The organism is Nostoc sp. FACHB-152, assembly GCF_014697475.1.
GTDB lineage: Bacteria > Cyanobacteriota > Cyanobacteriia > Cyanobacteriales > Nostocaceae > Nostoc_B.
In genome coordinates this window covers 1-12,074 of the sequence record NZ_JACJRV010000129.1, presented here as the reverse complement: position 1 = coordinate 12,074, position 12,074 = coordinate 1, and the positions used below count along the sequence as shown (strand labels likewise).

The following is a 12,074-nucleotide window of genomic DNA, read 5'->3' as shown; positions in this document are numbered from 1 at the left end:
TATTGACATTAAGTCCTAATAAGCGTCCTTTCTACCAACAAGGTCAAAGAGCTATGAGACTTATTCTGTCTGCATTCTAGCCCTTTTTGTAGCCCCTTAAGGGCCACAGCAGTGGACGGTAAGCCCTATCGCAACACCTACGCTTGGTTCATGGAGATGCGGGACGGAAAGATTGTCAAAGTCATCGCATTCTTTGACTCGATAGCCTTCGATGAATTCTGGAGGCGCGTACCGCCGCGCGAGAAGTGATAAAACATTGCGATTTGCAGTACACCGAGCGTAACTGTCTGTTTCACCCCCTAGCTTGAGAAAATCAGGCAATAACTTGCTAGGTTTATGTATTTATAACCTTTGTTTTAAAGCCTAAGATAAACCTATACCAAAAAGGTAATGAAAGAATAAGGCAATAAAGGAGATAGACAGATGACTCAGAAAACATGGTTCATTACAGGTGCTTCCCGTGGAATTGGAGCCGAAATAGCGAAAGCCGTTTTGGCAGCAGGAGATCAATTAATTGCAACCGCCCGCAAAAAGACCGATCTGCATCAATTTGAGTCGAACCCAAATGTGTTGGCGCTCAGTTTGGATATTACCGACGAGGCTCAGGTGCAAGCGGCAGTTGCAGCAGGACTGGAACGCTTTGGGCAGATCGATGTGTTAGTCAACAATGCGGGATTTGGTGTACTCGGCGGCATCGAAGAAACCAGTGCCGAAGAGGTTGAGCGAGTCTATCGCACGAATGTCTTCGGGCTGTTGAACATGACCCGTGCCGTATTGCCCAGTATGCGTCAGCGCCGCTCTGGACACATTATTAACCTATCGTCGATCGGGGGCTATCGCTCCACTCCAGGGTGGGGCATTTACTCCTCAACCAAGTTTGCAGTTGAAGGCATTACCGAAGCGCTGCATGATGAGTTAGCGCCTCTGGGCATCCATGCAACGGTGGTCGAGCCTGGATACTTCCGGACTAATTTTCTCGATGGCAGTTCACTCCAGCGCACTGCAATGGAAATTCCCGATTACGCCGAGACAGTTGGTAAAGTTCGTAAAATCGCCTCCCAACTGAGCTATCAACAGCCAGGAGACCCGACCAAGCTTGCTCAAGCGATGCTTCAACTCGCGAATGCGGATACGCCACCGCTACGGTTGCCGCTCGGCACAGACACCCTTCGAGCCATTGCTGAGAAAAACGCTTACGTCGAGCAAGAAACGGCACAATGGCGCACTCTGGCTGAATCTACTGATTATCCCGTTTCACTTTAAGTTTGATACAGAAGACTTGGCAGGAGGAAAGAATAAAAGCCAATAAGCAAGCGCTCTAAGGCTTCATAAAAACAGTGGGTTTATTCTACATTTTGTGAAAATCCTGCCATATCACCAGAAATTCTTGTAGCAGTAAAAGAATTGAAGGAGCATGAAAAACCATTTAAATTACTTTTGCGTCAGGACTTGAGGGCAAGTGATTCAGCAAGACGAATTTATGTCAATCAGTGTCAGAAATTAGGCAATTTTTATTGCAAGGAAAAACTTCCTCCTCTCACGGACAAAGAGAGGAAGGAATTTGGGAGGAGTGTTGAAAAAAGTATTAACAATTAGTTATTAAAACAGTGACAATTGCTCCATCTTAGTATTACTCTCAGTTGAAGTTGCTGTAACAGAGTGTTTGTTGTTATTTGAAGACTTCTTACCCCATCCCTCTTTCGCCGCGTGTTTGACTACACGAGAACGAATATCAGCAGCCAGGGTTTCATAATCAGAGCGAATTTTGTCATACGAAACCGGAGTTGTACCAATCTTCTCCCACAGGTTTTCGTAGTTAAAATTCTTGAAAGGTCTGTGCCTGACAAGGGCATCATAACTTGCCCAGAGGTAAACATCTGTCCATTCGGATGATAGCGGCACTTCAAAAGCAATTGGCATCATCAGTGCAACAACTTCGCTACTAGAGGCGAGTTTACCTACTTCTCCCTTGTCTATCTCTTGTAAAGCTGCATTTAATCTGTCAACTGCGATCGCGCGCCAAACCCAAGTGGGAATTGACTGTTGCCAGCCGTTCTGCTGAGTCACAACTGGCCCGGCGATGTATTGAACAATTTCACGGCTTGCTCCTGCTAGATCGAGTAGGCTGGCTGTAACAGCTTTATTAATCCCTTGGCTGGTTAGTAGTTGAAGTATCTTTCTAGTGCTAGGGTTTAATATTTCGCTAGCTTTTTGGCTTTTACTGTTACGGATGGTTTCTTCGACATCGAATAAGCTGTGCTGCTGGTTCATATTATTTATGTGTAAACTAATACTGCCAGCTAGAAATACTTCTAACTGGCAGTGCTTTTTGATAATGAGTGGGTTTTGTTATGGCAGAAGTAGGCTATCCCAAACGCTTCTGGGAGTAACGTGATGCAGCAATTGCTGTCTTGCCTGGGTGAATTTAGCTAGTAGCTTAGTGCTTTTTAATTTCTGCCACCAGTTGTATTGCAGATAAGTAAGCAACCATAACTGCGTCTGGTGATTCCAGCTTGAGATGGAGTTACTTAAACTGAGTGCGTTGAGGATATCGTCAGGAGGCACTTCCAGTTGACTTGTGATTTCTTGTGAAATGGAAGCTAACATTTTAATATTGGCGATCGCTTGACCAGGACTGCCCGAACTGATAGCTAGTATTTTTTCTGTTGCCTCAATCTGTTGGTCTTTAAGGACAGAAATAACCTCCTCATCAGTTAACCTTTGGAAAGGTATGATTTGACACCTACTCTTGATAGTGAGTAATAGCTTTTGAGGATAGGATGATATCAGAATAAACGTTCCAGTTTTAGGTTCTTCCAGCGTCTTAAGAAGTTTGTTAGCGGCAGTAGGGTTGAGCATATCTGCTTCGTGGATAATCACAACCTTTTGCTTGCCCTCGACTGCACTAGTTGAGAGAAATTCAATTACCTCGCGCACCTGTTCTACTCGAATAGCAGGTACACCTTTCTGCTGGGAGGTGTTTTCGGTATAGCTTGGTTTGATTTGTAAGATGTCTAGATGTTTAGATTCTCCTGCGATCGCGGAGCGACTTCCTCTTGAGAGTATTGCATTTGCAAATGCCAAAGCAATTTTTCCTTTGCCCACTCCCTCAACTTCGTTGCTAAATAGGTATGCGGGAGCAATTTGATTACGTTCGATTGCTTCAGTTAGTAGAAGTTTGGCGGTATGCTGTCCGATGATTTCTGTAAATAAGTCGTTTTTCATATCGTGCAAATTTCGATAATTCGGCTAGTTAAATTGTTAGTGCCGCTTTTGAGTTCCGTTTCGAGTTGTAAAAGTAAGGTAAGGCTATTTTTCAGTTTTTGAACGCCTACAAACTTGATTTCATCTTTGAGGTAATACAATCTTTTAGGGTTCTTCAATTCGGCTATTTCTGCAATCTTCATGTCAGATAAGTTAGCTTCTACGCCAGCTTTAGTTATTAGCCAAGTACGAAAAATTGACGTAATAGTTGCTACTATTTTGAGTGGATGTTCATTACTATCTAGTAGTTTATCCACCTGTGCTATTGCCAAGTTTGAATGATTCCTTAACATAGCAATAGTAAGCTTTTGGTAGTCAGTATTGTGATTACTAACTAATTGTTTTATTTCCTCAAGGGAAATAATTTTTTCAATTGCATAGACAGCAAGTTTAGCAAATTCGCTATCGGCTCGTGCAGTGTTATTACCAATTGCTTCGACTAGATAATCAGTCACATCCGGTGTAAGTTTAACTTGATGGATAGCTGCATACTTCCCTATCAAATTAACTATCCCCTTTTTATCCCAACAAGGAACGATAGGAAACTCTTCTTGTTGAGCATATTTTAGGATAGTTTTTACTACTGTTCTGCGAGAATCTGGCTTTTTGTTACTAGTGATTAAAAGAATGTTACTTGCAGGTATTCGAGAAAGTTGATTTTCAAGTTCTTGGTTATTATCCTGATTTGATAAACTTCCAATTAAATGATCGCTGTCTGTATGAACAATTTTGTTACCATCTCCAAAGGGTAAAGTCATAACCTCAGTAAAAACCTTGCTAGCAATATTTTTCTCATTTCCAGATAGCTTGATGTAGTTGAAATCTTTCCATTCAGCATGAACATTTTGATTCACCAAATGGTTTATTTTTTGGTTGAGCGAATAGGTATCTTCGCCGTAGTATAGGTATACTGGCATCACAGATTAGATAAACATCTAATCATCATGCGTTAGTTATAAGCAGTGGTAAAAAAAAGAAGAGTTAGTATTAACTCTTTCTGCTTGCTTGGTATTTATTATGTGTGACCAGTAAACACTTACTTAAGTTTGTACTGGTTGTACAAAATTTTGAATTGAATCTTTCTCAATATGCTTCTCTACTGGTTTATTACCCAAGTATTTGCGCCAAGAATCTAACTGTTGAAGATACTCTATTACTCCACTAGAACCAGTTACCTCGTATAGTGTAATAGCTGTTTCCCATTCTTTTAAGCTGGCTTGTTTCTCTGAGAGAATTTTGACTATAGCTTCGGGAAGTTTAGTGTCTTTACCAGTATCTAAATGTAAGTGTGGTGTGTTTTCTAGTAATATTTCTTGTCCACATAGAGTAACACCATCATCTTCTATATTTGTAGTATGAAGTTGAACACTAATCTCTGATAGAGGAAGAGTATATTGAAGAAATTTTTTAACTTTTTTGGTTTTAGTATTTCTCCTTTTTGATTTAATGATAACTGGGTTGTTTGGTTCTGCAACTTCGTAACATTGGGGGAGTTCTAGAGAGAGTTGACCTGTTAAGTGCCATGATGCACTTCGTTTTTCTGGTGGGGTAATGCGATAAGAAAACTCAGCTGTTTTCCTGGGATCGCCAGACTTTCTTAGTTTAACCCACATGTTGTAGCTGATAATTCCTTGGATGTAAATTTTCGGGTCTAATATTACTGGGGTTGTGTTTTCCCACCACTCAATTTGAACTACGCGATCGCCATCCAATTCGTAGATAGTTCTAACTCTGGCATTAGGATGAGACGAAAGGAATGAGTTTACCCAAGCCCTTTGCTTTTTATTAAGCCTGGGCTTGCGAGAAGAGGATTTGTTTTTCATTAGTTACAGACAAATCAGAATGTATGAATTTGAAAAACCTTTATATTTAGTGCCTTCAAAATTTACCTAAAATCTCAACTTTGTTCATTTAGAAAAGAGATAACTGACGCTTGTTACTTTCTAGTGTTGCAGGAGCAGCTATTTTGAGAATTTCTTCTCGCCTTTTCTCAATCAAGTGAAGATAGTATTGACGTGAATAATTCTCATTACTACTGATATTAGTTATGCCGCTAATTCCGTAATAGTAAGTGACTACATCTCCAGGTTTCCCTAGTTTAAGGATTTCTTTTTCGCCCTCTTTAATTTTGCGTGTGATTGCAAGTTTTTCTTTTGGATATTCCCTTGAGAAAATCTGGGATTTGATGTGTGCATAATAATCTTCGGCTGCTGATATATTTTGAATTAGCAGGGTTAAATACTCAATAGAAAACTCTTTCTCCAGTTGAGAGCGATCGCGGTTGCGCCAGTTGCCTTTAGTGATAATTTTCCCGTCTGGAAGCCATAAAAGGTAATTTTTGGTTCCCCGTTCGGGGATAAACATAGCGTCAGCGATAAACTCTAGCTTGACAATTATTCCTTTGGGCAATTGAGATTGAAGTAAACTACGTACCTCTTCTGGGTTGGGATGTGTGAAGAACACTCCATCGGTGTCAACTTCCACAGGAGTACCACCGTGCCGAGTGATAATTTCAATCATTAGCTTGAGTACTTTTCGACTGTAGGCTGTAACTAATGCAGCAGCCTCCATATCATTGAAGGCGAGTTCAGAGGTGCCGAAGAATCCAAACTCGGAGTTAGCTAAAACCTTGACGGATTCTCTTTTTTCCTTAGCAGCAATATCTCCAGCAGATGCAAGTTGTTCCAACCTAAATTTTTCATTCACCAAATATTGCAGAATACTTAGTCCAATACGTTCTGTATCTTTAATTGAGCAAATACCCTTATCTAGCATTGCCCAAGGGTGCATTGAGCTAATATCTGCATATCCAACCCTTCTATACAGTCCAGGAATAGAGTAAGCCATCCCTCCCTGAAATTTGTACTTACGATCGGGTTTTGGTTTATAACCTGGATAATGATGCTCAAATATTCGCTCCCATTTAGTACCATTACCAGCAAGTGTTAGCTGCTGGAGATTCATTTCCGGTACAATTAGTGCTTCATAATAGTATGAAGGTACAAGTCTATTCGCAATTAGCCGGGTGTCTTCGAGGTCGTACACAAGATACTCTTTCAGGCGTTTCCATCCCTTACTGTTGGGGCCATCTTTCCAACAAGCGAGGATTTCTTCATAGGGAAGAACTAGCCTGGTGTTCTGGCGCAGTCCCATGTCCAATACAGCCTTTTTGAGCGATCTGCCGTTAGTTAGCTTTTTGGCTATGAAATCCCACCTCAGAACGCAGATATAAATGTCTACGTGTTGGCTATTTCGGATGAACACCTCCTGAATTTTTAGTGGCTCGCCCCGTACTTGGGCGGTACGAATAGTCCGAGATTTGGATGCAACTTGAAATGGGTGTTTTATACCGTGCAAGTTGCATCGAGTAATAATAAATGGAATATCAAATGCCATCCCGTTATATGTGAAAATGACATCTGGATTTCTTTTACTGAGATGGTTGATAAATTTGGTCAGTATTTTAGCTTCTGAGATATCCATGAAAATAGTAGAATATCCCCTTGAATCCATACAACCAATAGCATAAATACGGCTTTCAAATGGGTTGATTCCTGCTGTTTCGATATCAACAAATATTTGTAAAAGTTCCTGATACGGCTTGAGTTGTATTTTGGGCTGCCAAGGTTTTATTGGAGAGGGGTCTTTCCAATAAATGTTTAGTTTGTCTTTATCGACAACGATTATCCCTCTAGATTTTTTTACAAAATCTCTGTGGTTATAATTCATTAATTAGAGATTTCCCTAATTCATATTGATATTAATTTTTAACTATCAACTTAACTGCGTATGCTGCTGTGGTAGTAAATGTTAGTTCATTTGGTTATTTTATTAAATAAATGCAGAAATAAGCATGGTTCATCAGTACTTATGAATGAATTAAGCAATGAAACACGAGTGATTTTAATTGGTGGCTCCTCTCATGTAGGTAAATCCACCCTTGGCCAATCTTTGGCGGCGAAGCTTGGTTGGAGTTATCGTTCTACAGACAAACTCGCTCGGCATCCTGGACATCCTTGGGTAGGTGCAAATAGAAATGCTATTCCAGAACACGTAGCAGAACATTATGGAACTTTGTCTGTTGACGCTCTTTTTGTAGATGTATTGTCGCATTATGAGAAAAATGTGTTACCGCAAGTCGAGATTATCGTTCATTCTCATGCGTCTGATTTATCAACGGAATGCCTTATCCTTGAAGGCTCTGCATTATGGCCTGAATTTGTAGCGAATTTAGTTAGCGAAAATGGTGTTAAAGCGATTTGGCTTACGGCTAGTGACCAACTCTTCTCTTACCGAATCTTTAGTGAAAGTGATTTTTATAATGTAAGTGAGGATAAAAAGCACTTAATTCAAAAGTTTTTAGACCGTACCTTATTATATAATAAACGCATGAGGGAGAAGGTTGAACATCTCGAATTTATATGTATTGATGTAGAATCTGTGTCAGGGGCAGACGAACTTTCAAAGAAATGTATGGAATTGATGCAGGTTTTCTAAATGAGAGTATTTTAATAAATATTAATCTCTTTAGTAGTTTTAGCATTTTAACTGTTACTAAAAAACTATAAATAGAGGGTTATAACCATAGCTATAACCCTCCTTAAAGTTAAGCTTGCTGTAATTGTTTTTGTTGCAGTTTTTGGACAGCTTCTACCCAAGCAGGTGCCTTTTTACCATTAATAGGTGTCAGCTTTTGCCAGTGTTCTTGTAACTGCGCTTGTGTTAAGTAGGGTAACTGTTCTTTCGCCCAGTTAATCGCATCTTGAGCAGTTTTCCAATCTTTCCAGGGTTGTGATTGGTGACTACTCTTGTTGGTTGGAACTATCTCGATAAGTGTAGCTTCCAACCAAAGGTGCGCGTCTTCATCCCGCATGAGATTTTGGCGTGCCATTAAAAGTGCGATCGCATTTCGGATCTGGTCGATATTCCACAACAGCGAGATACTTACTAATTCCTCCCAGGTGTCCTCTTCTAGCTGTGTAAGATGTCTGCCATTAGGATTAGTTTTGCACACAAGTAAGTCTTTGAGGAAGTTGACAAGACTTGTATGGATAGCAGTTGGCTGTTTACCAGATTCAATCCAATCTTGGAGAATGCCTAAATTGCCCGTAATTTCTCCTTTGATGATATTTTCACAGACGGTGAGTAGATCGTATTCGGCAATAGTACCTGATAGTTCCCAAACCCAGTTAGAGGTAATTTCCTCTTCATCTAGTAAGGTTAACTGGTCTAGAAGTTTAAGTGAGTCGCGCAGATGTCCCTTGTTTGCTTTAGCTACGGCGGTAACTGCTGATGGTGCAATGTTGATACTTTCTTGGTGAGATATTTGTTCTAGGTAACTTGCAACTAGCGAGGCAGGAACTCTCTTAAAGTCAAACTTTTGGCAACGGGAGACAATGGTTTCTGGAACTTTGTGTAACTCGGTTGTGCAGAAGATAAATACTACATGACGGGGAGGGCTTTCAATGGTTTTGAGGAGTGCTTGCCACGATTGGCTGCTTAGGGCATGACATTCATCAATAATGAATATTTTTAATCTACTCTCCACTGGTGCAAACTGGATAGTGGATATAAGCTCTCGGATCAGTTCTACTCCACTATTGCTTGCTGCATCCAGTTCGGTTACATCAACAGAAGAAGATGCTGTAATTCCCTTGCATGAATTGCATTCTCCACAGGGCTTGGTTGTCGGCTCATTGCTTGATTGACAGTTGAGGGATTTAGCGATGATGCGGGCGGTACTGGTTTTGCCCGTACCTTTGGGGCCACTAAATAGGTAAGCAGGTGCAATCTTTTGGAGAGCGATCGCATTTATAAGAGTGCGAACGATATGTTCTTGCCCAATAACTTCACTAAGAGTCTGGGGACGATATTTGAGATGTAGTGGTTGGTACATAGTTCTTTCCAATAATTTATTTGAAATTCCTCCTACCAGTTATCTGGTAGGGGAGTTTGCTTTATACAGAAGCAGCCTCTTTCTTGGCTCGTGTACGCGAACTTGGCTTACTTTTGTTACTACCTTTAGCCTCAGGTGTTGATGTCTCTACTTCCGAGTTTTCACCATTGCTTTCCGTTTGAGAAGTCTGAGTATTATTTATGACTTCTTCCGATAAGGTAGTCGATATTTAATCCAATACTGATGTTTTCTGAATGACTAGTTGCTGGTTTCATCAGTACCGAGTCAACTGCATCCCCGATATCAGTAGCTTCAGTGTATAGTGTTGCCTGTGTAGCTTCCAATTCCCAGAGAATTTTGACAACCTTTTGCTTGCGTTCAGCTAGATAACTTACCCGCTTCAGTGCGCTCTCAAATCCCTTGCGTTCTAATGTAAATTCATACTCAAATGTTCTGGGAATCAAACTATTGATTTTGGGGTATTCTCCCTCTAAAAGTCGGGAAATGACCTTTGTATTAGGAAGACTAAACTCAATAGTTTTATTTGATAGAAGAATATTGCACACGCTTGTATCGGCACTTTGAGAGAGAATTTTGTTTAACTCGCCAAGTGACTTACCTGGAACAGTAAAGTCAATTGGTTCAGAATATTCGCTATCAAGTGTTCCTGTGACTAGTGCTAATTTGTGACCATTTGTACTAGCAGCTTGCCACTTATTGGTATCAATTTTGAAGTTGACACCAGTTAAAACTAACTTTGTTTCGTCACCATTGGTGCAATACAGTGTCCCTTCAAGTGCAGCTTGGAGTTTCTTGGCACTTAAATTTACTTCTATTGGATTTTCTCCCTTGGGAAGAGTTGGAAACTCGTCAGGTTTTCCGCCAATCAGACGGCATTTACCGCTATTGTGAGTAATTATGCAGGCTTGGTTTTCTACCTCTAAGGTAATTTCTCCTCTGACATTGTTAATAGTGTCAGTTAATAGTTTGGCTGGTAGTGCTACCTGACCTGACGTTTCTACATTAGCCGTCGTTGTAGTATGAATTGTGAGGTTAAGGTTTGTTCCTGTTGCTGATACTATCCCATCTTCATTTGCTATCAGTAAGATATTTCCTAAAATTGGGTCAGTAGGCTTAGGACTAATTGCAAGATAAGCAGTTTCTAGAATTTCTGCGAGTTTAGATTGTTCAATGCTTAGTTTCATTTGTTACTTTGCTTTTAGTAAATGATGTTTTAACAGGTGCTATTTCTAGCACCCTTTTCGGTTACATGAGATAGTTTTTTTTAGTAGGGCAGTTCTTCCATCTCAGTACTGTATGCTGTATAAGCTTGACCTGCTGTACTAGGAGGAAGTGCTGCTACTGGCATATCAGCTGCACCTACCAGGCGATTATGTTCTGCTACAACAGTTGATGTTTTACCGATGCGGTGAGAGAATTCGGGATTTGCCTGCATCGTTGTTTGGATATCGATTTCTTTCTGTTCTGAGAAGAATTCGAGAAAATCGCTTCCATCGGAGTTTGGTGATTTGTAGGAAGTGACAACTGCTACCCAAGATTTATCTCTTTGATTGACTGCTTCTTTAGGTTCAAGAGATGGCGTAAAAGTGGGTTGAAATACACCGAGGCGATGAAACTCTGCACGTTTTTCAGCGACAGTTGCATTAGTAAATCGGGCAAATGCAACCTCTAGTTCGCGTTGGAACTGTTTATAAGCCTCGCCAAATTTTGACGATGCAACGCCTTTAATTGATAGGACAATTGGTACTGAGTGCAGGTTATGATTATTTTCATCAACAAGTTGCAACAAATAAAACCGTCTCAATACTACGGCATCTTTGCCAAGTGCTTGGTACATTTCGTACCCATCAGGTGATTCGTACACTCCTACAATTTTGCCGTCATCGCGCTGTTCAATATATCTGGGAGAAACATCAAGAATGTGCATCCTGGGCGATTGCAACAACACTCCCATTTCTGGCGTGCCGCTAGAGAAGGTGTGCTTGTGTGTAGGTTCTTGTCCTTGCCAGTTAATTGCTGCTAAGTATTTATCTTTGATAAACAACCCAACTTTTTCTGCTTCCATGTGGTTGATGACTTGGCAGATGCAGATGTTACTAATCGGCGCATTGTACTCAGGATTTGCAAATTTAGAAATAGCTAATTTACGCTTTTGTATGTTTGTATTATTCTGAACTGTTTGTTCAGGGGGTTCAGACTGGGATACTGTGCTTTCTTCAGTAGTAGAATTAGTAGGCTTTGTTTGACTTTTTGGCATAATTTTGGCTAGTTGAAACCAAAATTTAATGCGTATGCAATAAAGTTGTGGTCAAAAACTTAATTCGTTGGATAAAAAACAACTTTAGCAGGTGTTTTTTGACTGACTTGATCTCTTATCTTCTCTGCCAAGTGAAACACTAATTATTAAGAATTATACATCTAAAAAATTAGAATACATTATACCTATAGGTTGTCTGAGCTAGATTTACCAAGTTTGCATCCATAAATTAATGATGTGCACCTCTATTTAGATTTGGTAGAAGTCTTATCTGTGTTATTTTTTGGTCAAAACTGGGAACTCTAAATATTAAGAAGGAATAAAGTATTCTTTATCGAGCATAGTTAAAGATTGTCAACAAGAGAACCCAGTATAGTCATGACTTTTTCATCTAGCGATGCAAACTTCAACAGTTCAGTTATTGATAAATGTCATAACTCACTTCCATCTGGCTGGGTTTTGCTAGATATTGAACGAAAAATAAAGGAACACAATAAATGGGATATTTACAAAGTAGCTTTAGTAGCTGTAGAAGCTTAAGGGGCTACAAAAAGGGCTAGAATGCAGACAGAATAAGTCTCATAGCTCTTTGACCTTGTTGGTAGAAAGGACGCTTATTAGGACTTAATGTCAATA

Annotated in this window: 12 protein-coding genes; 3 read left to right on the top strand and 9 right to left on the bottom strand. The window is 40.1% G+C overall.

What is annotated here, in order from left to right; genetic code table 11:
* Positions 1–96 precede the first annotated feature (96 nt).
* Complete coding sequence (locus tag H6G76_RS34715; RefSeq protein ID WP_190710733.1) at positions 97–321, bottom strand: hypothetical protein; 225 nt, start codon at positions 319–321, stop codon at positions 97–99.
* A 102-nt stretch (positions 322–423) separates the two neighbouring features.
* Here H6G76_RS34715 and H6G76_RS34710 point away from each other — a divergent pair, with 102 nt between their 5' ends.
* Complete coding sequence (locus H6G76_RS34710) at positions 424–1,263, top strand: oxidoreductase (RefSeq protein WP_190710732.1); 840 nt, start codon at positions 424–426, stop codon at positions 1,261–1,263.
* Positions 1,264–1,599: 336 nt separating this feature from the next.
* Here the strand turns inward: H6G76_RS34710 and H6G76_RS34705 are convergent, their stop codons facing one another.
* The 5 genes from H6G76_RS34705 to H6G76_RS34685 all read right to left on the bottom strand — a co-directional run bounded on the left by H6G76_RS34705 (position 1,600) and on the right by H6G76_RS34685 (position 6,993).
* On the bottom strand, positions 1,600–2,271 hold the full coding sequence (locus H6G76_RS34705; RefSeq protein WP_190710731.1) for a hypothetical protein: 672 nt from the start codon (positions 2,269–2,271) through the stop codon (positions 1,600–1,602).
* Positions 2,272–2,349: 78 nt separating this feature from the next.
* Positions 2,350–3,225 (bottom strand): AAA family ATPase, encoded by an 876-nt coding sequence (locus tag H6G76_RS34700; protein ID WP_190710730.1) that lies wholly within the window; start codon positions 3,223–3,225, stop codon positions 2,350–2,352.
* Entirely contained in the window at positions 3,222–4,181 is a 960-nt protein-coding gene (gene holA, locus H6G76_RS34695) for a DNA polymerase III subunit delta (RefSeq protein WP_190710729.1), read from the bottom strand. The genes H6G76_RS34700 and holA overlap by 4 nt, the downstream gene beginning before the upstream one ends.
* Positions 4,182–4,304: 123 nt before the next feature.
* A complete protein-coding gene (locus tag H6G76_RS34690; protein WP_190710728.1) occupies positions 4,305–5,087 on the bottom strand; it encodes a hypothetical protein in 783 nt (260 codons plus the stop codon).
* 88 nt (positions 5,088–5,175) lie between these two features.
* The gene (locus H6G76_RS34685) at positions 5,176–6,993 is read right to left on the bottom strand and encodes a 3'-5' exonuclease (protein ID WP_190710727.1); all 1,818 of its coding nucleotides are present in this window, start codon (positions 6,991–6,993) and stop codon (positions 5,176–5,178) included.
* A gap of 141 nt (positions 6,994–7,134) precedes the next feature.
* Between H6G76_RS34685 and H6G76_RS34680 the strand changes: the two genes are divergently transcribed.
* Positions 7,135–7,761 carry a 2-phosphoglycerate kinase gene (locus tag H6G76_RS34680; protein WP_190710726.1) on the top strand — a complete coding sequence of 209 codons (627 nt, stop codon included), beginning with the start codon at positions 7,135–7,137 and terminating at the stop codon, positions 7,759–7,761.
* Between the two features lie 109 nt (positions 7,762–7,870).
* Here the strand turns inward: H6G76_RS34680 and dnaX are convergent, their stop codons facing one another.
* The 3 genes from dnaX to H6G76_RS34665 form a co-directional block, all read right to left on the bottom strand.
* Complete coding sequence (gene dnaX, locus H6G76_RS34675; protein ID WP_190710725.1) at positions 7,871–9,160, bottom strand: DNA polymerase III subunit gamma/tau; 1,290 nt, start codon at positions 9,158–9,160, stop codon at positions 7,871–7,873.
* Positions 9,161–9,354: 194 nt separating this feature from the next.
* On the bottom strand, positions 9,355–10,365 hold the full coding sequence (dnaN, locus tag H6G76_RS34670; RefSeq protein ID WP_242056660.1) for a DNA polymerase III subunit beta: 1,011 nt from the start codon (positions 10,363–10,365) through the stop codon (positions 9,355–9,357).
* Between the two features lie 80 nt (positions 10,366–10,445).
* Entirely contained in the window at positions 10,446–11,438 is a 993-nt protein-coding gene (locus H6G76_RS34665; RefSeq protein WP_190710724.1) for a DUF5895 domain-containing protein, read from the bottom strand.
* Positions 11,439–11,816: 378 nt separating this feature from the next.
* On the opposite strand from H6G76_RS34665, the gene H6G76_RS34660 reads away from it, so the two are divergent.
* Positions 11,817–11,978, top strand: coding sequence for a hypothetical protein (locus tag H6G76_RS34660; protein WP_190710723.1), 162 nt, complete (start codon positions 11,817–11,819; stop codon positions 11,976–11,978).
* Positions 11,979–12,074: the final 96 nt, after the last annotated feature.